This is a genomic window from Aneurinibacillus danicus (assembly GCF_007991215.1).
Lineage (GTDB): Bacteria > Bacillota > Bacilli > Aneurinibacillales > Aneurinibacillaceae > Aneurinibacillus > Aneurinibacillus danicus.
In genome coordinates this window covers 1-23609 of record NZ_BJXX01000080.1, presented here as the reverse complement: position 1 = coordinate 23609, position 23609 = coordinate 1, and the positions used below count along the sequence as shown (strand labels likewise).

The following is a 23609-nucleotide window of genomic DNA, read 5'->3' as shown; positions in this document are numbered from 1 at the left end:
TAAGAAAGGACCGTTTGAAGAAGGAACCTTTACGGAGCTTGTGGAAAAAATGGTGCTGGACCTTACCCTCAAAGTTCTGCAAAACCAACAGGTACGTGTAAAAGCTCATTAAAAAGACCACGAAGAGTGAGATGAGACGTTGCATATGTTTCCCACTCTTCTTTTTTCTCTTTTTCTTCAAATATTAATTTAAATAGAAACTAATCCCTCCTTTAAGGCGTCTAAATTAATTGGAAAAAACCATGTAAGTATGAAAAGAGAGGAGAAGGGTGATGAGCAACTACATACGCAAGGGAATCGTTGCATTTATTGCGATTGTGGCAGCGATTGCTTTGCTGATGCCGTATAAGGGAATGGCTGCGGGCATGTCCCTGGAGAAGGTTTCTGAATCTCCCATCGGGGAAGGGACAAGCCTCCTGAAATACCGGCATGTGATTAACGGTAAAGCTTCAAATGTTTTTGTCACGCGTGTTAATTTGAACAACCCGTATGTGGAAGTGGGACCGATATACGGTACCGGCGGAAAACTGACAGTCCGACAGAATGTCAAAAAAATGGCCGATGAAAGAGGGGCCATAGCGGCTATCAATGCCGATTTTTTCCGCATGGATCGCAAAGGCGCTCCGTTTGGTATCGTGCTTGATAAAGGCAAGCTGGTGTCTTCGATGGGGAAAATCAATAACTGGTACTCTTTTGGCCTGCTGAATGATAAGACCGCGATTGTTTCTCATTTGGGATTTAATGGGACCGTCCAGGCGCCTGACGGAACAACCGCCATTATTCAGGGGGTCAATAAGGAAGAATACAATCCGACGAACGACAAGAGTCACTTGAATAAAATCAATCTGTATACCTCCGACTTCGGTGCGACAAGCCTGGGTGCGATTAAAGGGTATGAAGATGCGGTGGAGATACTGGTTGTCAACGACCGGGTCAAGGATATGCGTATCGGCAATCCGGTTGGTTATTCGATTCCGCAGGGCGGATACGTGCTTTGGGGACACGGGGTAGGCAAGCAGTACTTGTTGAGCCATTTTAAAGTGAATGACCCGGTGACGGTTACTCTCCAGACGACGACTGACTTTCCGGTAGGCGATCGTGAACTGTACAGCGCCGTGGGTGGACATATGCTGCTTGTAAAAGACGGAAAGGCGCTCACGAAGATCCCGTCTGATTCTATCGGTGGCAACCAGCCCCGTACGGCATTCGGAGTATCGCAGGACGGCAAAACGCTCTACATGGTCGTAGTGGAAGGACCGAACAAGAGCCGGGGCGTCACGCTGGACGAGCTGGCTCAGTTGATGTTGAAGCTGGGCGCATACAATGCGGCGAACCTTGACGGTGGCGGATCTACCACAATGGTGGCCCGCTATCCGGGAGATACGCAAACAACGCTTCTGAATACACCGAAACTGGGCGCTGCTATGCGTGCGGTGCCGACGGGGCTTGCGGTATTCAATACGGCGCCTGCGGGTGAGTTTGCGAATTTCCTTTTTACCAACGGTAGCAAGGGAGTAGTGGGGCAGCCGATTACTCTTACCGTTAAAGCGTATGATAACCATTACAATCCGTATACATTGAATCCGGCCGACATTACCTGGACGGCGAATCCGGCGGACGGTACATTCAATAAAAATGTCTTTACTCCAAAACGCAGCGGTACGATTACGGTTACCGGAGAATATCGAGGTGTGAAGAAGAGTCTAAGCTTAAGCATAACGGCTCCGGAAGTGACGGACATTATCGTATCGCCGTCGCCGTTAGCACTCCGCAGCGGCGGACAGACCAGTTTTTCTGTTTCGTTGAAGACAAAAAGCGGACAGGTTATTTCTGCCTCTCCCGGTATGGTAAAGACATCGCTTACAGCAGGATTGGGCACGCTGCAGGGCTTTACGATTCAGGCGGGACAGACGAGCAAGTCCGGTGAGCTGGTTGTTACCTACAACAATATTGTGCGCAAGGTTCCGGTTACCGTAGGAACGAGATGGTCGTTCTGGACCAACACCGATAATCTAACTACGCTCAGTTATCATACGATCCCCGCTTCTATCAGCACGAACGGATCGTTCCGCCAGACAACGGACGGCGAGCCGGTAAAAGCGTCCGGCAAAGCACTGCGCCTGGCGTATAATTTTGAAGGCTCTTCCAATGTCGATATGCGTTTTGCCTATGGACGTTTTGGCTCCTCCCCGCTCTCGATGCCGGGTCAGCCGCTTGGTATGAAGTTGTGGGTATACGGCGACAACAGTCTTCACTGGCTGCGCGCCGAGCTGGTGGATGCGAAAGGAAAGACTCATTATGTGGATCTGGCCAAACAAATCGATTGGACTGACTGGAAGGAGATTGAAGCCAGCTTCCCGGCGGGAGTTGCGTATCCGGTAGCGCTGAAGAGTCTCTATGTGGTAGATGAGGAAGATTCAACGCTTGAGCCTCAGGGCACAGTCTATTTTGATGAAATCTCATTGGAGTATCCGGCAAACACAGCACCGGTAACACCACCGCCCGCTCCCGCCAATCCGACCGGATTTACCGATATTAAAGGACACTGGGCGGAAGCAACACTGATTGAAATGTATAAAAAAGGTATTGTGAGCGGCATTACTCCAACGAAGCTGGGACCTTCCGTGGCGGTCACCCGCGGACAGTTCGTAACGTTCATGGACCGCGCATTCGGTTGGACGAAGAACAACCCGGCCAAAGCCCAATCACCGTTTAAGGATAAGCTGCCGGATTATGCGAAAGCTTCCATTCTGGCTGCTGTGGAAAAAGGAATCGTTTCGGGATTTGACGATGGAACATTTAAAGCGGATGCACCGATTAGCCGAGCGCAAATGGCCGTGATGATGCATAATGCCATAAAGAAGGGATACGGCAATGCGAACAAGCCTGCGACATTGTCTCCGTCCTTTAAAGATGCTTCCTCTTTTCCAGCCTATGCGGCCGAAAGCATCCGTTTCCTGTCTGAGCGCGGATACGTAAGCGGCGATGCAAACGGCGGCTTCGGGCCGAATCGGACGGCAAACCGTGCCGAATCGCTCGTTGTGCTGGACCGCCTGATGAAAAGTTTTTAATTTATATTAAATTCTCTCTCCTTAGCAGGAATTCGTTTTTTTTCACTCGAATATAGTACGAGTATGTATTAAAAATTAAAAAAAGTGAGAGAGAGGGAGCCAAAGCTATGAGTAACCGTGACGTAGTGATTGTAAGTGCTGTCCGTACACCGATTGGAAGCTTCATGGGAGCGTTAAGCAACATTCCGGCTACGGAATTGGGGGCTATCGTAATTAAAGAAGCGCTGAAGCGCGCAGGCGTTTCCGGCGATCAAGTAGATGAAGTCATCATGGGGAACATTTTACAGGCGGGCCTCGGCCAGGGTCCGGCGCGCCAGGCTGCCGTTAAAGCCGAACTGCCGTATGAAGTTCCGTCTACTACCATCAATAAGCTGTGCGGCTCGGGTCTGAAAGCCGTTCATCTGGCTGCACAGGCGATCAGCCTTGGAGATGCTGACATTGTCGTGGCGGGCGGCATGGAGAATATGAGTCTGGCGCCATATCTGATGCCGAAAGCGCGTACCGGCTATCGCATGGGCGATCAGAAGGTGCTTGACAGCATGCTGACGGATGGCCTGATGTGTGCGTTTAACAACTATCATATGGGTATCACGGCGGAGAATCTGGCTGAGAAGTACGGAATTACCCGTGAAGAGCAGGACAAATTTGCTGCGTGGAGCCAGCAGAAGACTGAAGCGGCAATGAATGAGAATAAGTTCGCTGACGAAATCGTTCCGGTAGAAATCCCGCAGCGTAAAGGCGATCCTATACTGTTTGACAGGGATGAATTCCCGCGTGCGGGCGTAACAGTAGAGCAACTTGGCAAGCTGAAGCCGGCTTTCAAAAAAGAAGGAACAGTGACGGCAGGCAACGCTTCGGGCATTAACGACGGAGCAGCGGCGCTTGTGCTGATGAGCCGTGAGCGTGCCGAGCAACTGGGTCTCAAACCGATGGCTGTGATTCGTGCCAATGCAAGCGCAGGGGTTGATCCGTCCATCATGGGTATCGGACCGGTTCCGTCTACGAAGAAAGCGCTTGAAAAAGCGGGTCTGACGATCGAAGATATCGATCTGGTAGAAGCGAACGAAGCGTTTGCCGCGCAATCGCTGGCAGTGGGACGCGAACTGAATATCCCGGATGAGAAGCTTAATGTCAATGGCGGCGCCATATCTCTTGGTCATCCGGTCGGTGCGAGCGGCGCACGTGTACTCGTCACGCTGCTGCATGAGATGAAGCGCCGCGGTTCCCGTTACGGTCTGGCAACGCTTTGTATCGGCGGCGGACAGGGTGTAGCAACCATTGTAGAAATAGAAAATAATTAACGGCTGTCAAGCGCAAAATGGGCAGTTACTGCATTAAATTGTACGAAGCAGGCTGGTTTTGTCGAAAAAGTGACAATCCTATTGCAGCTTGTTGACAAACAATAAATGCTTAAGTACTATGGTTAGGGACAATATAGATCATAACTTAGTTATGACGCATTGTTCCTAACCTTTTCTTAGGAGAATCGGCGGTTTGTGTCGAATTTTTTTTGGAAACTGGGAGCGTGTGAAAGCGAAAACGGGAGGGGTGCCGTAGGTGAAGCAGGATAAGAACGGACCTTTACGAGCTTTTGCATTAGTCGGGACAATAGGGGTAGAATTGGCTACCTCTGTTATTTTTGGCTTCTGGGCCGGACGAGCGGTCGATAATTGGTTGGGAACCGAACCGTGGTTCTTGCTTATCGGTCTATTGTTCGGTTTAGGGTTGGGTATACTAGGAGTGTTCTTCTTAGTCAAACAGTTCTTTGGAGAGTAACATGGAATCCTTTGCTTCATCCATTAAACACATAGCCCGATACATATTTCTTCTTTTTACGGCCGTCGTCCTGTTATGGCTGTTTATGCCGCAGCGTGTATTTTTTCAGGGGCTTATCCTTGGCATGCTGGTAAGTATGGCAAACGGCTTTATTCTTTATGTGAAAACGCTGCAGGCTGGAGAAGTGGCGCTTACTCCCGGGAAACGGTTGCGGGGAATTGGGATGCTGCCACGCTTTTTGCTTGCCGGTTTTTCGGTGTATGTCTCCTTTAAGATGCCTCATATGTTTTCCTTTTACGGGGTCGTTATTGGACTTATGACCGTTTCGGTCATGACACTTCTATTTGCTATCTCTCAATATTTATTGATAAAAAAATAACGTGCTTACGAAAGGGGTGAATGAGAAAATGGAACACTACTCTCCGATTGTTCAGTTTGCAGGACTTCGCTTTGACGTTCCTGTAGTGCTGATGACTATTCTTACTTCCGTCCTGGTATTTATCGTTGTGATGCTTTGCACAAGAAATATGACGACCGGAGTACCGAAGGGTAAGCAGAATTTCTTCGAATGGGTTATTGATTTCATTCGCGGAATCGCCGGCCAATTTATGGATGCGAAGACCAGTACAAAGTTTGTAACGCTGGCCCTGACGCTTTTCCTGTACATTTTTATAGGAAACCAGCTGGGTGTCATGGCAAATTTCACTGTTGAGCACAGCGAACCGATCCCTTCGTTAGGTATTACCCAAGAAGTGATCAATGAACACGGTCACGAGGTCGAGCATGACGGCCATATGGAAAAAACATTGGGCGTTGCCTGGTTTAAGTCACCGACGGCTTCGCCAAGCGTGACGTTTGGCTTGGCTCTAATGGTGCTGTTGTATGCGCATTACCTGGGCATTAAAAAAGATGCAGGCAGCTATGTAAAACACTGGTTCCAGCCGCATCCTCTGATGTTTATCCTTCATGTCATGGAGGAATTCATCATCAAACCGCTGACACTCCCGCTTCGTCTCTTTGGTAACATTTTCGCGGGTGAGGTACTTATCGCCTTCCTGTTGGCAGGCTCTGTAGCGGTAGTAAGCCTTCCGCTGATTGTCTGGTTGGGCTACTCCGTATTCGTGGGTGCTGTACAGGCTTACATCTTTACCACTTTAACCTTAGTGTATATCTCACAAAAAGTTGTGGATGACCACTAAGAAAAATAAGTTAACAACCTTTTTATCGATAAAATTTATTTGATTTTGATCATTTTCTGAGGAGGGAAATCATAATGGATTTCGCAATTGCATTAGGTTTAATTTTTGGTCTTGCCGCTGTTGGCGCAGGTATCGGTAACGGTCTTGTAGTATCTCGTACAATCGAAGGTGTTGCTCGTCAACCGGAAGCACGTGGCGGTTTGATGGGTCTTATGTTCCTTGGTCTGGGTCTTGTTGAGGCCGTTCCGATCATCGCAGTTGCTATCGGTTTCATGCTGTTCGGACGTCTCGGCTAATCGTTTAGAGAAAAGTCAGCAATTGTATAATTTTACCGGGGCGGGGGCCGTTATCCTTCGCCTTCCTTTTGTACTTAGATGAATTCTCCTGCTATAGGAAAGGAGTTGACGAACTGTGGAAATCCAACTCGGCACATTGTTGTTTCAAGTTGTTATGTTTTTAATCCTGCTGGCGCTTGTGTCCAAGTTTGCGATGAAACCGGCGATGTCGGTGCTGCAAAAACGCCAGGAGTATATTGAAAGTCAAATCACGGCTGCTGAGCAAGCGAACGCGGAAGCAAAATCTCTGCTCGAACAGCAGCGCGCTGAATTAAAGAAAGTGCGCGAAGAAGCGCAAACCATTCTTGAACGTGCGAAAAAGCAAGCGGATGTGGAAGGACAGGAAATCATTGCTGCTTCCCAGGCCCGCGCTGAGCGCATGATCGAAGAAGCTAAACTCGAAATCAACCGTGAAAAAGAGAAAGCGATCGCTTCTGTGCGCGATCAGGTAGCGGGTCTTTCTGTGCTGCTTGCTTCCAAGATTATCGAAAAGGAAATGTCGCAAGCTGAACAGCAAGATACGATTGAGCAGTTTATGAGACAGGTGGGCGGTCAAGTATGAGTGCTGTCGCAAAGCGCTATGCCCGTGCCTTATATGAAGTAGCCAGTGAACAACAGGCGATTGATACAACAGAAACAGAATTGACTCAAATTACGGATATTATCAAGCAGAGCGATGAGTTGAAGATGCTTCTGACTCATCCGAAGGTGACAGCGCAGGAAAAGAAAGAGATGGTAAACGACCTGTTTGCCGGTAAAGTTTCTGAAACGACGCTGAACTTCTTGAATCTTCTGCTCGAGCGCGGGCGTGAGGATGAATTGAACGATATCGCGAAGCACTTCGTGAACCTGTCCAATGAAGAGCGCGGCTATGCCGACGCAACCGTGATCACGGCAAAACCGCTGACTGAAGCGGAAGTACAGAAAGTGGCCGAACAATTCGGTCAGAAAGTAAACAAAAAGCTGCGTGTGAAGGCCAAAGTCGATCCTTCCATCATCGGCGGCATCATCGTACGCATCGGCGACCGTCTTTATGATGGCAGCATCAAAGGCAAACTGGCTCGCTTCACACAGCAAATCAAGCAAGCCCAAGTATGATAGATAGGGGTGAACCATAAGGTGAGTGCAATCAGACCAGATGAAATTAGTTCTCTGATTAAACAACAGATTGAAAAATATAAATCTGACATCCAGGTAGTGGATGTGGGCACAGTTATCCAGGTTGGTGACGGTATCGCGCGCGTTCACGGTTTGCAAAACGTTATGGCCGGGGAGCTACTTGAGTTCGCAAACGGCGTAATGGGATTGGCGCAAAACCTGGAAGAAGATAACGTGGGTGTCGTTATTCTCGGACCTTACACGGATATCCGCGAAGGCGACGAAGTAAAACGTACGGGCCGCATCATGGAAGTTCCGGTAGGGGAAGCAATGCTTGGCCGCGTTGTAAACCCGCTCGGTCAACCGATTGATGGGATGGGTCCGATTGAAACGACGGAGTTCCGTCCAATCGAAAGCCCGGCGCCTGGTGTTATGGCGCGTAAATCCGTACATGAACCGCTGCAAACGGGTATCAAAGCAATCGACGCGATGATTCCGATCGGCCGCGGCCAGCGTGAGCTTATCATCGGTGACCGCCAAACAGGTAAAACCGCGATCGCTCTCGATACAATCATCAACCAAAAAGGCAACGGCATGATTTGTATCTACGTTGCCATCGGTCAAAAGCAATCCACGGTTGCGGGTGTAGTAGAAACGCTTCGCCAACACGGTGCGCTTGAGTACACAATCGTTGTATCCGCAACAGCTTCTGATCCGGCGCCGCTATTGTATCTTGCTCCATATGCGGGTGTAGCAATGGGTGAGTACTTCATGTATAAAGGTCAGCACGTACTGTGCGTATACGATGACCTTTCCAAACAAGCGGCAGCATACCGCGAGCTGTCCCTGCTGCTCCGCCGTCCGCCGGGCCGTGAAGCATATCCCGGGGACGTATTCTACCTGCACAGCCGTCTCTTAGAGCGTGCTGCGAAGTTGAGCGATGACCTGGGCGGTGGCTCTCTGACTGCTCTTCCGTTCATCGAAACACAAGCAGGTGACGTATCTGCGTACATTCCTACAAACGTAATCTCCATCACGGATGGTCAGATCTTCCTTGAGTCCAATCTGTTCCACTCCGGTCAACGTCCGGCGGTGAACACTGGTATCTCTGTATCGCGTGTAGGGGGCGCCGCCCAAATCAAAGCGATGAAGAAAGTTGCGGGCTCACTGAAACTGGACATGGCGCAATACCGTGAACTTCAAGCGTTCGCGCAGTTCGGTTCCGACCTGGACAAAGCGACGCAGGCCCGTCTGAACCGCGGGGAGCGTACAGCTGAGATTCTCAAGCAAGGCCAGTTCGAGCCGATGCCGGTTGAGAAACAGGTTGTTTCCATCTATGCGGCTACAAAGGGCTTCCTTGATGACATCCCGGTAGGTGATGTGCGCCGTTTTGAGAAAGAGCTGCATGCTTACATCGAACACAACAAGAAGGAAATCTTCGACACGATTGTTAACACGAAAGAATTACCACCGGAAGACCAATTGAACGCGGCAATCGAAGAGTTCAAGAAGGGCTTCGCTGTATCCGAATAATCAAGCGCAATACACTAATTCAAGGAACAAAGGTGGTGAACAAACGTGGCCGGAGGAGGACTTCGTGAAATAAAAGCGCGCATCAAAAGCGTGCAGAACACACGCCAGATTACGAAAGCCATGAAAATGGTCGACGCCGCAAAACTGCGCCGTGCGCAGGAGAGAGCGGAAGCGGCTCGCCCGTACGCGCAGAAGATGCGTGAAGTGGTGATGAGCATTGCGGCGGGAACGTCAGGCGCCAAGCATCCGATGCTCGAGAGCCGTCCGATAAAGAAAACGGGCTATGTCGTTATCACATCTGACCGTGGCCTTGCGGGCGGATATAATAGTAACGTGCTCCGCATGGTAGTCCGCACCATTGCTGAACGTCATAACAACAAAGATGAGTACACAATTTTCGTGCTGGGGCGTAAAGGCCGTGATTTCTTCAAGAAGCGCGATTATCCGATTGCCGAAGAAGTCGTGAATATGTCCGATACCCCGACATTCGCCCACATTAAGCACGTCACGCGCAGTGCTGTTCAAATGTTTGCCGATGGCGGTATTGATGAACTGTACCTCGTGTATAACAAATTCATCAGCGCCATCCAGCAAGAACCGACGGAACTGCGTCTGCTTCCGCTGGCTGATGTCGAGAAGGTGGAGGGAACGCCGACATACGACTTCGAACCGTCCGCGGATGAAGTGCTTGCCGACTTGCTGCCGAAGTATGCGGAAACCCTCATCTTCAGTGCACTGCTGGAGGCCAAAGCCAGTGAGCATGGTGCCCGCATGACGGCGATGGGCAACGCAACGGATAATGCTACAGATATGATTGAACGCTATACACTGTTCTATAATCGTGCCCGCCAGGCGGCGATTACACAAGAAATCGCGGAAATCGTCGGCGGAGCCAGCGCGCTCGAATAGGCTTCGATGCGTTAGATAGGAGGGAAACAGATGAGCAAGGGACGCGTACTTCAGGTTATGGGTCCGGTCGTAGACGTTCAGTTTGAACGCGGACACCTGCCTGAAATCTATAACGCTGTTAAAATTGACGAAACACTTGATAACGGTAAGAAAATTGAGCTGACTCTTGAAGTTGCTCTTCACCTGGGAGATAACATCGTTCGTACAGTTGCCATGTCTTCTACGGACGGTCTGGTACGTGGCATGGAAGCTGTTGATACAGGTAAAGCCATCTCCGTACCGGTTGGTGAGAAAACGCTCGGACGTGTATTTAACGTACTCGGTGAGCCGATCGACTTAAAAGAGCCTCCGAAAGATGTAGAATATCACCCGATTCACCGTGCGGCACCTGCATTCGAAGAGCAATCCACATCTGATGAAATGCTTGAGACGGGCATTAAGGTTGTAGACCTGCTCGCACCGTACGCAAAAGGTGGTAAGATTGGTCTGTTCGGTGGTGCCGGTGTAGGTAAAACCGTACTTATCCAGGAGCTTATCAACAACATCGCCCAGGAGCATGGCGGTTACTCCATTTTCGCGGGTGTAGGTGAACGTACACGTGAAGGTAACGACCTCTACCATGAGATGGTAGACTCCGGCGTTATCAGCAAAACATCCATGGTATTCGGTCAGATGAACGAGCCGCCGGGAGCGCGTCTGCGCGTAGCCCTGACTGGTCTTACAATGGCTGAGTATTTCCGCGATGCGGAAGGCCGTGACGTTCTTCTGTTCATCGACAACATCTTCCGTTTCACACAGGCCGGTTCTGAGGTATCCGCCCTGCTTGGACGTATGCCGTCCGCAGTAGGTTACCAGCCGACACTGGCAACGGAGATGGGTCAACTGCAAGAGCGTATCACATCTACGAAGAAAGGTTCTGTAACGTCCATCCAGGCGATCTATGTACCGGCGGATGACTACACTGACCCGGCGCCTGCTACAACGTTCGCGCATCTGGATGCAACAACGAACCTTGACCGTGGTATTTCCGAGCTTGGTATCTATCCTGCGGTAGACCCGCTTGCTTCTACTTCCCGTATCCTGACACCTGCGGTTGTAGGCCAGGAACACTATGATGTAGCTCGCGGCGTGCAGTCTATCCTGCAGCGTTATAAAGAACTTCAAGACATCATTGCCATCCTGGGTATGGACGAGTTGTCCGATGAAGATAAACAAACAGTTAACCGTGCGCGTAAAATCCAGCGCTTCATGTCTCAGCCGTTCCACGTTGCTGAACAGTTCACAGGCTTCCCTGGAAAATATGTACCGGTTAAAGAAACGGTTCGCAGCTTCAAAGAAATTCTGGAAGGCAAGCACGACGATCTTCCGGAAGCAGCGTTCCTGTATGTTGGAACAATCGAAGAAGCGGTTGAGAAAGCGAAAAAGATGTAGTTCAACCCTGATGATGGGGAGGGTTTCGTAAATGAATACAATTGCAGTCGAAATCGTTACTCCAGAACGGGTTGTCTACCGCGGGGATGCTCGCATCGTCGTAGCCAGAGGAGCAGAAGGGGATTTGGGTATTTTGCCGAATCATATTCCGATGGTTACACCGCTGAAGATTGCTCCGGTTCTGGTGAAGAAACACGAAGGCGCAGACGACAAGATCGCAGTCAGTGGCGGCATAATGGAAGTTCGCAAGGACAAGGTAACGATTCTTGCAGAAGCCGCAGAGCTTCCTGGAGATATTGACGTGAACCGCGCAGCTGCAGCGAAAGAGCGTGCTGAACGCCGCCTCGCTGAAAGCGGAAAAGAAGACATTGATTTCAAGCGTGCCCAATTGGCGCTTCAGCGTGCAATGACACGCCTTGATGTCGCTGGAAAGTAAAGAGTCGAGGGAAGAGAGGAAAGATAGAGGTTGAAGTAGAGGAAAAAGGTGAAGGCCTTTTTCTTCCTCCGATCTTCTTTCCTTCTCCCTCTTCTTTTTTTTATTTTTTACATTAAGAAAGCTCTCTCCGAAATTTTTGGAGAGAGCTTTCTTGTGTGTTGGGCCAAGAGTGGCATGGTGTGTTATAATGAAGAAAATAAAACTTAAGTTGGCAGATGATGTTTTTTGATAATATGGTCAAGCAATACTTCGCAAGAACGACGGATGATGGTATAGGTTTCGAAGAAAGCATCGTCGCCACGCGCCCAAGGGTCAGGTACGTCTCCCGGACCTTCCGGATCGAATTCGCGCATTAGGTGAATGTTTCCGGTAAGCGTACCTATTTGACGAATGTTAGTATGGTTTGAAGAGTCCATGGCAATTATATAATCCCACTGGGTCAAATCGTTTACAGTGAATTGCCGGGCGTATTGTCCGGCGAGCGATATCCCGTGTTTTTCCGCGATGCGTCTGGAACCCGGATCCGGCAGCTCTCCCTCATGATAGTTTGCAGTGCCTGCTGAATCAATGATGAAGTATTCCGCTAACCCTTTTTCTTTCACCAGATGCCGGAACACTCCTTCCCCCAGTGGAGAGCGGCATATATTTCCCAAACACACAAAAATAACGCTGATTTTCTCCTTTTTCAAAAAACCACTTCCTTGAACAAATGTAATGTATCAAAGTTTTATTCATATATAAATATAAATGTATCATAATATCTGGTATTTCTGTATTAGACAGTACCCAAGCCTTTTGATATAATTGTGTGGGGTTTTCATCCAGTTATTGTTTTTTACTTAATTTTATCATAAGAATCCATAGAGTAGGGTAGGGGGGAAGGTATGACGACAGTATATGCAAACAACTATTTGATTGTTGCCATTTTTCTCTTCTTAGGCGTTCTCTTGCCTGTGGGTGCGCTTACATTGGCGCGGTTTCTGCGCCCTAGCAACCCGACGGAAGAAAAGAGAAAGACCTATGAGAGCGGTGTGGATCCGGTAGGGTCAAGCTGGGTGCAGTTTAACGTTAAATACTACATTTTCGCCCTGTTATTTGTAGTGTTTGACGTAGAAACTGTATTTTTGTATCCATGGGCCGTCGCCTATGACAGTCTCGGATTATTCGCACTAGTCGAAATGATTATTTTTATTGTACTGCTGGTAATAGGGTTAATCTATGCCTGGAAGAAGAAGGTGTTGGAATGGAACTAAACTTAGAGAACATCAGCTTAGAGGAACGCAGAGAGCTTGAACGCAGCGTATTTTTCAGTACGTTTGAGCAGTTGAAAGCATGGGCCCGCAGCAATTCCATCTGGCCGCTTACATTTGGTCTGGCCTGTTGTGCTATCGAAATGATGGGTACGGGCGGCGCCAACTGGGATACGGACCGTTTTGGCGTATTCTATCGCGCCTCGCCGCGCCAGTCTGACTGTATGATTGTCTCCGGAACGGTAACGAAGAAGATGGCCCCGCTTGTACGCCGTCTGTACGATCAGATGGCTGAACCGAAGTGGGTTATCGCCATGGGTTCCTGTGCTACGGCGGGTGGACCGTATGTCAACTCGTATGCTGTAGTGAAGGGGGTAGACCAAATCATTCCGGTTGATGTATATATTCCGGGATGTCCGCCAAGCCCGCCTGCATTAATCTACGGAATTAATAAATTGCAAGAGAAAATTCGATATGAAGCAAAAACCGGGAAGAAGGTGATCGGTGAATGAGTGAAGAGAAAAAGAAACCGACACCGGAAGAGAAGGCGAAGGCCGCGGCAGCCGCCAGGGCTGCAGCGGAAGCAAAAAGAAAACGCATGGAAGCGGAAGCCGCTCAGGCATCCGGTGGAGATAAGCCGGAGGCAAACACCGATGATGTAGCTAAGGCGAAGGCGGACGCCGCTGCGAAAGCGAAGGCTGCCGCTGCGGCCAGGGCCGCTGCCGAAGCGAAGCGCAAGCGTATGGAGGCGGAGGGCGCAGCCGGGAAACCGGCGGAAGGCGACGCAGATGCCATCGCCAAGGCAAAGGCAGCCGCCGCCGCGAAAGCGAAAGCAGCCGCTGCTGCTAAGGCGAAAGCCGCAGGCGCAGCCGGTGGAGATGATGACGCGAAAGCGAAAGCGGCCGCCGCCGCAAAAGCAAAAGCCGCCGCAGCCGCTGCGGCCAAGGCAAAAGCTGCAGGAGGCGCAGTCGGTGAAGAAGCGGCTCAAGAGCCGAAAAAGCCGTCACCGAAGCAGCCGATACTCGATAAGATTGTGAAAGTTATTACAGAGGAATTTGGCGCAGATGTATTCGAAGACTCTTATATTAATGAGCTTAGCGAACATATTCCTACACTCATTGTCAAAAAAGAGAAGTGGCATGACGTAGCCCGTTTCATGCACGACCATGAAGAATTGGCTTTTGACTATTTGTCTTTAAGCCTTGGCGTAGACTATGAGACCTACATGGAATCCATCGTCTATCTTTACTCTTACAAACACCGCCACAATGTATGCGTCAAAGTCAAAGTTGATCGGGACAACGCCAAAGTGGCGTCTGTCATGGATATCTGGGCCGGTGCGGACTGGTTCGAAAGAGAAACGTATGACCTGCTTGGCATCGAATACGAAGGACATGCTAATATGAGGCGCATTCTGCTCCCGGATAACTGGGTCGGACATCCGCTTCGCAAAGACTATGTACAATACGATGAGGAGGTGTGAGGACATGAGCTCAAGCACGGAACTGCGAACCGAAGAAATGCTGCTCAATGTCGGTCCTCAACACCCGAGTACACACGGGGTGTTTCGCCTGATTGTCAAGATTGACGGGGAAACGATTACAGAAGCCATCCCGGTTATCGGGTATCTACACCGGGGTACGGAAAAGCTGGCTGAGAACTTAAACTACACGCAAATTATTCCCTATACAGATCGCATGGACTATATTTCGGCGATGTCGAATAACTATATGATGGTCCATACCGTAGAAACGATGATGGGACTCGAGATTCCGGAGCGCGCGGAATATTTGCGTGTCATTGTGCTCGAACTTCAGCGCGTGGCGAGTCATTTGCTGTGGTTCGGTACATACCTGCTCGATTTGGGAGCGCTGAGCCCGCTATTGTATGCCTTTGTGGACCGCGAGAAGATTCTTGCCTTTTTTAATGAGTTGAGCGGGGCACGTCTGACATACAACTATATGCGGGTAGGCGGCGTCAAATGGGATGCTCCGGAAGGCTGGATTGAAAAAGTAAAAGAATTTGTTCCGTATATGCGCAAGCAAATTCAAGATTACCATACACTCGTAACAGGAAATGAAGTACTCATTAACCGTTTGAAAGGCATTGGCGTTATTACGCAGGAAGACGCGATTAACTACTCGCTAAGCGGCGTTCTGCTTCGTTCTACGGGCATTAAATGGGATTTGCGCAAAGATGAGCCGTATTCGATTTATGACCGCTTCCAATTCGAAGTGCCGACGGAAACCGCGGGTGATTGTTTTGCGCGCTATAAAATCCGTTTAAGAGAGATGGAAGAGTCGCTGAATATTGTCGAGCAAGCGATTGAGCAATTCCCTAAAGAAGGAGAAATTATGGCCAAGGTTCCCCGGGTGCTTCGCACACCGCAGGGAGAGGCATTTACAAGAATCGAAGCGCCGCGCGGAGAAATCGGCTGCTATATCTCAAGCAACGGAAAAGATAAGCCATACCGCATCAAATTCCGTCGTCCTTCCTTCGCGAATCTGCAGGTTCTTCCGAAGCTTGTCAAGGGGCAAAACGTTGCTGACATGGTAGCGATTCTCGGAAGTATTGATATCGTGCTTGGGGAGGTAGACGGCTAATGGGGGCTTATATTGAACAAAGCCTGGGCCTTACGAACAGTCTGGTGTTCATTTTGTCTGCGGCGGCTTTGCTGGGCATTGTGCTTGGCTTCGTAACGTATTCAATCTATTTCCAGCGCAAAATCCTTGGCTGGATGCAGCTTCGCATAGGTCCGAACCGGGTAGGTCCACTGGGGCTTCTCCAGACGGTTGCCGACGTATTGAAGCTGCTTCTTAAGGAAGATATTATTCCGAAAGCCGCAGATAAGCCGCTGTTTATTATCGCACCGATCATTGCGTTTATGCCGGCGTTTGGGGTCCTTGCGGTCATGCCGTTCACCGAGAGCATCCATTTTGCCGATGTCGGGGTGGGTCTGCTGTACTACATCGCTCTTTCCGGCATTACCGTGTTGGGTGTGGTAACGGGTGGTTGGGCGTCCAACAACAAATGGGCGTTGATTGGGGCCATGCGTTCTGCGGCACAGATGATCAGTTATGAAATTCCGCTTGTTATGTCCGTTGTCGGCGTTATCCTGATGACTGGCAGCTTAAACTTAATTGACATCGTCGAGAAGCAGAAAGAAATGGGCATGTGGTTTTTCATTCCGCAGTTCTTAGGTTTTATTATTTTTATTATCGCGCAGCTTGCCGAGTTAAGCCGGACACCGTTCGATTTGACCGAGGCGGAATCGGAGCTTATTTCGGGTTACCACGTTGAGTACAGCGGTTTCCGCTGGGCATTCTTTATGCTGACCGAATATGTGTACATCTTTGCGATGGCATCACTGACGACGGTGCTGTTCCTGGGCGGCTGGCTTCCGCCGTTCGAATTCCTCGGCTTTATTCCGGGAATTATCTGGTTTGGGCTAAAATTTCTTGCGATCGTATTCTTTATTTTCTGGTTGCAGGCTACATTCCCGCGTATGCGTGTGGACCAGTTGATGCAGATGGGCTGGAAAGTGCTCCTGCCGCTTGCGCTTTTGAATATCCTGATCACCGCTGTGTTAAAAACGGTGCTTTAAAAGAGGTGATAGTATGCTAGGCTTTGCTAAGGGTATGGCTTACACATTTAAACAGATGACGAAAAAGAAAGTTACCCACATGTATCCGGACCAGGAAATGGTTTGGCCGGAGCGCTTTCGCGGCATTCAGCATTTCGCACCCGAAAAATGCATTGTATGTAACCAGTGTGCCCGGATTTGTCCGACAGGCTGCATCAATCTGATTGGGAAGAAAAGCGAGGACCCGAACAAGAAAGGGAAAGTCATCGATACGTACGATATTAACTTTGAGATTTGCATTCTGTGTGACTTGTGCACGGAAGTATGTCCGACGGAAGCGATTGTGATGACGACCAACTTCGAACTGGCTGCATACAGCCGCGACGAATTGTTCAAAAACCTGGAGTGGTTGGACAATAACAATACAAACGTGCGGGGAGGGAACGCCTGATGAGCGGACAATTTATCGCCTTTTTCGTTCTTGCCCTGCTGACCATCGGGGGAGCGGTCTTCATGATCAGCTTTCATCGGGTTGTGCATATGGTGGTGGCGCTCGCGTTTACATTCTTGAGCATCGCCGGACTGTATATATTGCTCGAAGCCGAGTTCGTCGCGATGACGCAGATTCTTGTGTACTCCGGGGCGATTTCCGTTCTTATGCTGTTCGGTATTATGCTGACACGCCATGATGCTTCGGAAGTTCAGGAGAAGAAGAGTCCTGTCAAATGGCTGATTCGTATCGGAGTTTCCGTGTTCTTTATTATTGTTTTTCTCGGAATTCAAAGTGTCCAATGGAGCGATAAGCCTGCCGATTTCACGGCCAAAGACAATGTAAAGGAAATCGGGGTACAGATGTTTACCAATTATGTCATTCCGTTTGAGATGGTATCTGTTCTTCTGCTGGTAGCGCTTGTCGGAGCCATCATTCTGGCCAAGAAGGAGGCGGAAGAGGAATGAGTGTACCGATTAACTCCTATTTGCTTGTGGCATTGATTCTGTTCTGCATCGGTCTGTATGGCGCATTGACCAAACGAAACGCCGTAGTCGTTCTGCTGTCAATCGAATTAATGCTGAACGCCGTGAACCTTAACCTTGTTGCGTTTGCCAAATATGGCCTATTCCCGCATATCTCGGGGCAAATCTTCTCGTTATTTACCATTACGGTGGCGGCAGCCGAAGCAGCCGTAGGGCTGGCCATCCTCATTTCTCTGTACCGCAACCGCAATACTGTACAGGTGGATGAGATGGACTTAATGAAGCGATAGAGAAAAGGATTGGTGAATATGGAAATGATTGCGAATGCCTGGCTTGTGCCGCTCTTTCCGCTTTTAGCTTTCGTGCTGCTTGTAGCCTTTGGACGCCAACTGAAAGAGGCCGCGGCGTACGTTGGTATTCTCGCCACCGGCGCTTCGTTCGTGGTGGCGCTCCTGATTTTCTTTGAGCGGTTTGCCGAGGATGCGAAAGATTATATCTACAATGACTTTCACTGGCTGACTTTTGCCGGCAAGGAGATTACGATGGGCTTTGAAGTCAACCAGTTGAATGCCATGATGCTTGTGATTGTTACACTGGTCAGTATGCTGGTTCATATCTATTCCCGCGGCTATATGCACGGTGACGAACGTTTTCCGGTATTCTATCAATATCTCGCCCTGTTTACGTTCTCGATGCTGGGCGTTGTGCTTTCACCTAACATTCTACAGCTGTACATATTCTGGGAACTTGTAGGTGTTTGCTCCTTCTTGCTTGTAGGTTTCTACTTCTATAAGCCGGAAGCAAAAGCGGCGGCCAAAAAAGCCTTTATCGTTACCCGTATTGGTGACGTCGGCCTGTTTATCGGACTCGCCCTCATCTTCTGGTGGGTTGGAAGCTTTAACTACAACGATATCTTTAACAAAATCGAAGCGGGTGCTGTAGAAGAGTGGAAACTTACGCTTATCGGTATCTTGATTTTTGTCGGTGCCGTAGGTAAGTCCGGTCAGTTTCCGCTTCATACATGGTTACCGGATGCTATGGAAGGTCCGACGCCTGTCAGTGCATTGATTCACGCCGCTACGATGGTTGCGGCGGGTGTGTACCTGGTAGCCCGGATGTACGATCTGTATCTCGCATCTCCGGTGGCGGCAGAAACGGTCGCCTATATAGGTGGTTTTACCGCAATTTTCGCCGCTTCAATCGGTTTGACGCAAAGAGATATCAAACGTGTTCTCGCCTATTCAACCGTAAGCCAGCTGGGCTACATGATGCTGGCGCTGGGTGCGGCAAGCGCTGCGGGGTACGTAGCGGGAACATTCCACCTGATGACGCACGCTTTCTTTAAAGCTCTATTATTCCTTGCGGCGGGCAGCGTTATACATGCCGTGCATACGCAGGATATTTTTGAGATGGGCGGCCTGTGGAAGAAGATGCGCATTACCGGGCTCGTATTCTTAATTGGGTGTTTGGCGATTGCAGGGATACCGCCGTTCGCGGGCTTCTGGTCGAAAGAAGAAATTCTTGTTGCGACGCTTTCATCCGGGCATATTGATTTGTTTGTGGTTGCGCTGATTGCCGCTTCCTTTACGGCGTTCTATATGTTCCGCCTGTTCTTCCTCACGTTTAGCGGACAGGCGCGCGGAGGTGCAGAGGCGCACGAATCGCCTGGTGTGATGACAGTGCCGATGCTTGTACTTGCTGTGCTGGCGGTTGTAGCCGGGTTCATTAATACGCCGTGGAAGCCGGTGCTTGGCGAATGGCTCACGGATGGTTTTACTATGTTCCATGCAGGCGGGCATAGCGCAGAGCATGCGGCTCCCGTCTGGGTAACGCTTCTTGCGGTAGGCGTATCGCTTGTGGGTATCTGGCTTGCCTGGTCGATGTACGGCAAGGGTACGATTCCGCAGGGAGAGGGCGGTCCGCTGTATCGCCTGTCATTCCATAAATATTATGTAGATGAAATTTACGATGCTGTATTTGTCAAACCGCTACGTGCAATTGGCAAAGGCATGTATGCATTTGATGTGTGGGTAGTGGATGGCTTGGTGCGTCTTGTCGTCGCGTTTACGAAGGGTGTCGGAAGTACAGGCGCACGGATGCAGAACGGGCAAGTACAAACATATGGCGCGATTGCCTTTATTGGCTTGGTGCTCTTGATTGCCGGTTTAACAATTGCAGGGGGGTACGCGGAGCAATGGCGAACTATTTTCTTACAATCCTAACGTTTTCACCGCTTTTGGGTGTGCTGCTGCTCGCTTTCGTTCCCAGAAGCCTGCCCGGTACAATTAAGGCGCTGGGCATCCTGACAACGCTTGTGCCGCTTGTGCTGGCAGTGATGCTGTATATCAATTTCAATTCGGCTGCGGAGGGTCTGCAGCTTGTACAGCAGTGGAACTGGATTAACATCCCGGTTGGTGAGCAGGCGATTCCGATTAAGTTTGAGGTTGGAGTAGACGGGCTGTCCATGCCGCTGCTTGTGCTCACAACCGTAATTGCGACGATGGCCTCAGTAGCGGCGCTGACGGTAAACAAGCGCTGGAAAGAATTTTACATTTTGTTTTTAATTGTAGAAATGGGCATGCTTGGTGTTTTCACCGCAGCAAATCTGTTCCAGTTCTTCATTTTCTTCGAGTTTACGATTATTCCGCTGTTCTTCATGATGGGGATCTGGGGTTACACGGAACGCGAACAGGCGTCGGTGAAATTCTTCCTGTATAATGGCGTCGGATCTGCGATTATGCTGATTGTGTTTGTGGCACTGTTTGTTTTGGTGGGTACGCTGAATATCGAGGAAATTAAGCAGGTGCTTACAAGTCCGATGTCACCGCGCAATGTGCCGGATATGCCGGGCTTTATTCCGGAAAGCATTCGTCTGGGTCTGTTCCTTGCGCTGCTTGTGGCGTTTGCGATTAAAATTCCGATTGTTCCTTTCCATACGTGGATGCTGAAGGCATATCAGGAAGCGCATCCGGCTGTCATTATGATTTCATCCGGCGTCTTGATTAAAATCGGGGGCTATGCGTTGATTCGTATGAATGCGGCCTTTTTCCCGGAATGGATGAATCAACTCTCGACGCTCATTGCCGTGCTTGGCGTTATTAATATTCTGTATGGCGCAGTGCTTGCACTGGTGCAGGATGAGCTGAAGCAAATGCTCGCATATTCCAGCGTCAGCCATATGGGAATTGTGCTGCTTGGTCTGGCGGCAATGAATGCCCAGGGATTCCAGGGCGCAATCTTTCAAATGGTATCGCACGGTCTGATTGCGGCGTTGATGTTCTACATGGTATCACTTATTCATGAGCGCGTTGGAACGAGCAACATTCGTGAGCTTGGCGGTCTTGCCAAGTCGATGCCGGTCATTTCCGGCATTCTGTTAACGGCGATGATGGCGTCGGCGGGACTTCCGGGGATGTCCGGATTTATCAGCGAGTTCTTATCTTTTGTCGGCCTGTTCGGCACGAAGCCGATCATTGCCGCTGTCGGTGCACTCGGCATTATCCTGACGGCCGTCTATTTGCTGCGCGCGACGCTTGGCACAACGTTCGGACCGATTCGTGAGAAGCATGAGTCGCTGTCTGACGCGCAGGCGATTGAAGTCGTGCCGATGGTTGTGCTGCTGAGCCTTGTCATCTTAATCGGTGTATACCCTGCCGTATTAAGTGAACCGCTGCAGACAACGCTGCAAAATATCGTGCCAAGGATAGGAGGGTAAAAGCCGATGAATGGTGCTAGTACATGGGGAAACCTGGCGCAATACGATTGGTCAGTAATGGTCCCCGAATTTACCATACTAGGTGTTGCTACACTCCTCTCGCTGCTCGATTTAGTAATGGGTAGGAAGTCCGATCGGCGCATTCTCGCCTGGATTGGTCTTATCGGAATTATTGTTGCGGGATACTTTGTAGTCCAGAACACCGGTCAAAACGTAGTTTCCATTCTTAATGACATGTATCGCCTGGACGGCTTCGCCAACGGTTTTAAGCTGATTTTCCTAAGCGGTGTGGCGCTGGTGTTTCTTATTTCTATCAACTACGTGGATGAAAGCCGAAACGTTAAATATTCAGGTGAATATTACTATTTGATTCTTACCGCGCTGCTCGGCGCGATGTTCATGGCGTCTTCGTCCGACTTGATTACGCTGTATGTCGGAATGGAGGTGCTGTCGATTTCTTCGTATATCCTGGTCGGTACGAGAAAGAACCACATTCAATCCAATGAATCGGCGTTTAAGTACGTAGTCTCGGGCGGGATTGCTTCCGCAGTGACGCTGTACGGGATGTCGTTCATCTATGGACTGACCGGATCGACGAACCTGTATGTGATTGCAGAAAGACTGTCGAGCGTATTCCATGGCGGATTCGATTTCCTGGTGTTTCTGTCGTTTTTCCTAATGATTGTCGGTCTTGCATTCAAAATCTCCGCAGTGCCGTATCACATGTGGGCACCGGATGTATACCAGGGAGCGCCGACGCCGATTACTGCATTTCTTTCGGTCGTATCGAAGGCGGCGGGATTCGCAATTGTGCTGCGTGTCTTCCTGGTCATTTTCGGTAACCTGGTGAACTTCGACATGAAGACAGGGCAGCAAACCTCTGTGCTTGTGGATACGCTGGGATTATACATTGCGATTATTGCGGGTGCGTCGATGATTATCGGCAACACGCTTGCGGTGCGCCAGGTTAACATGAAACGTATGATGGCGTATTCCGGTATCGCACAGGCGGGCTACCTGCTTGTTCCGTTCGCGACGCTGACAGTGCTGATGTTTGAACAGACAATCTTTTATCTGGTGGCGTATCTGTTGGCCAATATGGGTATTTTCGCGATTATCATGATCGTCAACCGTGATCAACAGACAGAGGATATAAAGTCATTTGCCGGATTGTATCACCGTGCGCCATGGATTGCGATAGCGATGACATTCTTCCTGCTATCGCTTGCCGGAATTCCGATTAGCGCCGGATTCTTCGGCAAGTTCTATATCTTCATGAGCACGATTGTGCACAGCAGTTACTGGTTGGCGGGCATTATGCTGGCAACAAGCGTTGTCTCGTATTACTACTATTTCGGCGTAATCCGTCAGATGTACATGCGCCCGGGCAAGACGGAGACACCGTTGAAGGTGCCGGGTACAATCGCGCTGGTTGTGCTGATTGCATTTATCGGTACCGTCGTAATCGGTGTTATGCCTGAGCCTGTTATGCAGTACATTCATACCAATTTCCCGCTTCAGCAGATGTTCCAGGCCGGCGGGCAGTAAGCAATAAGAATAGAATACGCGTGAAGAAAATGTTCCCCTATGCTGATTGTGATACAATAAGCGGGGAACATTTTTTACGGTATAGGAAAGTATATTTCGCTTTATAGTGATAAAGCAAAATATACTTTCCCTCCATTCGTAAGCGAGGAAAAACGCCCGCGAGTTTTTCTTATTGGGCTAATAGAAAGGGGGAAAGGGAAAATCATGGCGATCGCCGGAATTATTAATATTTTACTTTCGCTTGTGTTTATTGCATTGAGCTTCTGGGCGTTGCAGGCGTTCCGTTTTGATTTATTTGTCAGCAATCCCAAGGGACCGCAGTCCAAGCTGCTGCAGATTCTCCTATCCATTGTCATCGGACATAATGTTGCTTCATTTTTCGCCGATTATTTCGGATGGACACAACTGCTGCGGCAATTTTTCTAGAAAATTTACTGACTTAACATCAAAATATGTGTGGAATGTATGGGATGGAAGAAGGAATGCACATGTCACTTTGTTACGCTCTGCAGGGAAGTGTAAGCTGACCGCTTCAGGGGATCATCAAGCTCGCCCACAAAAGGGCAAAGCTGTTTCCGCAAAGAAGAATTGTGGGCAACTTCAGAAAAACTAAAGTAGCTCACCTAGTTCTGTTTCAGGCGAGCTACTTTTTAAATTCAGATAACTTGGTTTATATTACTTCTTTATTTTAGCTTGATATCGAGATAATAATTTAGATTTATATCGTTTGTAGAAATAATATATTTAATC

The 23609-nt window shown here is 49.5% G+C and carries 25 protein-coding genes; 24 read left to right on the top strand and 1 reads right to left on the bottom strand.

The features are described from left to right. The first annotated feature begins 272 nt into the window (after positions 1-272). The 12 genes from ADA01nite_RS09500 to ADA01nite_RS09445 all read left to right on the top strand — a co-directional run bounded on the left by ADA01nite_RS09500 (position 273) and on the right by ADA01nite_RS09445 (position 11788). Positions 273-3071, top strand: coding sequence for a phosphodiester glycosidase family protein (locus tag ADA01nite_RS09500; protein WP_146809720.1), 2799 nt, complete (start codon positions 273-275; stop codon positions 3069-3071). 107 nt (positions 3072-3178) lie between these two features. Beyond that, positions 3179-4372, top strand: coding sequence for an acetyl-CoA C-acetyltransferase (locus tag ADA01nite_RS09495; protein WP_146809719.1), 1194 nt, complete (start codon positions 3179-3181; stop codon positions 4370-4372). Positions 4373-4628: 256 nt separating this feature from the next. Further along, a complete protein-coding gene (locus tag ADA01nite_RS09490) occupies positions 4629-4847 on the top strand; it encodes an AtpZ/AtpI family protein (protein WP_146809718.1) in 219 nt (72 codons plus the stop codon). 1 nt (position 4848) lies between these two features. Continuing rightward, the gene (locus tag ADA01nite_RS09485) at positions 4849-5226 is read left to right on the top strand and encodes an ATP synthase subunit I (protein ID WP_146809717.1); all 378 of its coding nucleotides are present in this window, start codon (positions 4849-4851) and stop codon (positions 5224-5226) included. A 28-nt stretch (positions 5227-5254) separates the two neighbouring features. After that, on the top strand, positions 5255-6046 hold the full coding sequence (gene atpB / locus ADA01nite_RS09480; protein ID WP_146809716.1) for a F0F1 ATP synthase subunit A: 792 nt from the start codon (positions 5255-5257) through the stop codon (positions 6044-6046). A gap of 74 nt (positions 6047-6120) precedes the next feature. Beyond that, entirely contained in the window at positions 6121-6342 is a 222-nt protein-coding gene (atpE, locus tag ADA01nite_RS09475; protein ID WP_043067557.1) for a F0F1 ATP synthase subunit C, read from the top strand. Between the two features lie 115 nt (positions 6343-6457). Then, positions 6458-6943, top strand: a complete 486-nt coding sequence (atpF, locus tag ADA01nite_RS09470) for a F0F1 ATP synthase subunit B (protein WP_246147279.1) — start codon at positions 6458-6460, stop codon at positions 6941-6943. Then, positions 6940-7479 carry a F0F1 ATP synthase subunit delta gene (locus tag ADA01nite_RS09465; protein WP_146809715.1) on the top strand — a complete coding sequence of 180 codons (540 nt, stop codon included), beginning with the start codon at positions 6940-6942 and terminating at the stop codon, positions 7477-7479. The genes atpF and ADA01nite_RS09465 overlap by 4 nt, the downstream gene beginning before the upstream one ends. A 21-nt stretch (positions 7480-7500) precedes the next feature. Continuing rightward, positions 7501-9012, top strand: coding sequence for a F0F1 ATP synthase subunit alpha (gene atpA / locus ADA01nite_RS09460; protein WP_146809714.1), 1512 nt, complete (start codon positions 7501-7503; stop codon positions 9010-9012). A 45-nt stretch (positions 9013-9057) separates the two neighbouring features. Continuing rightward, on the top strand, positions 9058-9921 hold the full coding sequence (atpG, locus tag ADA01nite_RS09455) for an ATP synthase F1 subunit gamma (RefSeq protein WP_146809713.1): 864 nt from the start codon (positions 9058-9060) through the stop codon (positions 9919-9921). A 30-nt stretch (positions 9922-9951) separates the two neighbouring features. Further along, positions 9952-11352: a F0F1 ATP synthase subunit beta gene (gene atpD / locus ADA01nite_RS09450; RefSeq protein WP_146809712.1), complete on the top strand. Its 1401-nt coding sequence runs from the start codon at positions 9952-9954 to the stop codon at positions 11350-11352. A 31-nt stretch (positions 11353-11383) separates the two neighbouring features. Next, positions 11384-11788 carry a F0F1 ATP synthase subunit epsilon gene (locus tag ADA01nite_RS09445; protein ID WP_146809711.1) on the top strand — a complete coding sequence of 135 codons (405 nt, stop codon included), beginning with the start codon at positions 11384-11386 and terminating at the stop codon, positions 11786-11788. Positions 11789-11991: 203 nt separating this feature from the next. On the opposite strand, the gene ADA01nite_RS09440 is transcribed toward ADA01nite_RS09445, so the two are convergent. Next, the gene (locus ADA01nite_RS09440; RefSeq protein WP_174760600.1) at positions 11992-12477 is read right to left on the bottom strand and encodes a low molecular weight protein-tyrosine-phosphatase; all 486 of its coding nucleotides are present in this window, start codon (positions 12475-12477) and stop codon (positions 11992-11994) included. Positions 12478-12672: 195 nt separating this feature from the next. On the opposite strand from ADA01nite_RS09440, the gene ADA01nite_RS09435 reads away from it, so the two are divergent. The 12 genes from ADA01nite_RS09435 to ADA01nite_RS09380 all read left to right on the top strand — a co-directional run bounded on the left by ADA01nite_RS09435 (position 12673) and on the right by ADA01nite_RS09380 (position 23285). Beyond that, entirely contained in the window at positions 12673-13041 is a 369-nt protein-coding gene (locus ADA01nite_RS09435; RefSeq protein WP_146809710.1) for an NADH-quinone oxidoreductase subunit A, read from the top strand. After that, on the top strand, positions 13032-13550 hold the full coding sequence (locus ADA01nite_RS09430; RefSeq protein WP_146809709.1) for a NuoB/complex I 20 kDa subunit family protein: 519 nt from the start codon (positions 13032-13034) through the stop codon (positions 13548-13550). The genes ADA01nite_RS09435 and ADA01nite_RS09430 overlap by 10 nt, the downstream gene beginning before the upstream one ends. Then, positions 13547-14521, top strand: coding sequence for an NADH-quinone oxidoreductase subunit C (locus ADA01nite_RS22835; protein WP_146809708.1), 975 nt, complete (start codon positions 13547-13549; stop codon positions 14519-14521). Before ADA01nite_RS09430 ends, ADA01nite_RS22835 begins: the two co-directional genes overlap by 4 nt. A gap of 4 nt (positions 14522-14525) precedes the next feature. Then, entirely contained in the window at positions 14526-15641 is a 1116-nt protein-coding gene (locus ADA01nite_RS09420) for an NADH-quinone oxidoreductase subunit D (protein ID WP_146809707.1), read from the top strand. Further along, the gene (gene nuoH, locus ADA01nite_RS09415; protein ID WP_146809706.1) at positions 15641-16642 is read left to right on the top strand and encodes an NADH-quinone oxidoreductase subunit NuoH; all 1002 of its coding nucleotides are present in this window, start codon (positions 15641-15643) and stop codon (positions 16640-16642) included. Before ADA01nite_RS09420 ends, nuoH begins: the two co-directional genes overlap by 1 nt. Before the next feature lie 13 nt (positions 16643-16655). Next, entirely contained in the window at positions 16656-17072 is a 417-nt protein-coding gene (nuoI, locus tag ADA01nite_RS09410; RefSeq protein WP_146809705.1) for an NADH-quinone oxidoreductase subunit NuoI, read from the top strand. Continuing rightward, complete coding sequence (locus ADA01nite_RS09405) at positions 17072-17578, top strand: NADH-quinone oxidoreductase subunit J (RefSeq protein ID WP_146809704.1); 507 nt, start codon at positions 17072-17074, stop codon at positions 17576-17578. The genes nuoI and ADA01nite_RS09405 overlap by 1 nt, the downstream gene beginning before the upstream one ends. Continuing rightward, complete coding sequence (gene nuoK, locus ADA01nite_RS09400) at positions 17575-17886, top strand: NADH-quinone oxidoreductase subunit NuoK (RefSeq protein ID WP_146809703.1); 312 nt, start codon at positions 17575-17577, stop codon at positions 17884-17886. The genes ADA01nite_RS09405 and nuoK overlap by 4 nt, the downstream gene beginning before the upstream one ends. 24 nt (positions 17887-17910) lie before the next feature. Further along, positions 17911-19818, top strand: a complete 1908-nt coding sequence (gene nuoL, locus ADA01nite_RS09395; protein ID WP_371863548.1) for an NADH-quinone oxidoreductase subunit L — start codon at positions 17911-17913, stop codon at positions 19816-19818. Next, on the top strand, positions 19791-21311 hold the full coding sequence (locus ADA01nite_RS09390; RefSeq protein ID WP_146809701.1) for a complex I subunit 4 family protein: 1521 nt from the start codon (positions 19791-19793) through the stop codon (positions 21309-21311). The genes nuoL and ADA01nite_RS09390 overlap by 28 nt, the downstream gene beginning before the upstream one ends. 6 nt (positions 21312-21317) lie before the next feature. Next, a complete protein-coding gene (gene nuoN, locus ADA01nite_RS09385) occupies positions 21318-22859 on the top strand; it encodes an NADH-quinone oxidoreductase subunit NuoN (RefSeq protein WP_146809700.1) in 1542 nt (513 codons plus the stop codon). Positions 22860-23063: 204 nt separating this feature from the next. After that, entirely contained in the window at positions 23064-23285 is a 222-nt protein-coding gene (locus ADA01nite_RS09380; RefSeq protein WP_146809699.1) for a DUF1146 family protein, read from the top strand. Positions 23286-23609: the final 324 nt, after the last annotated feature.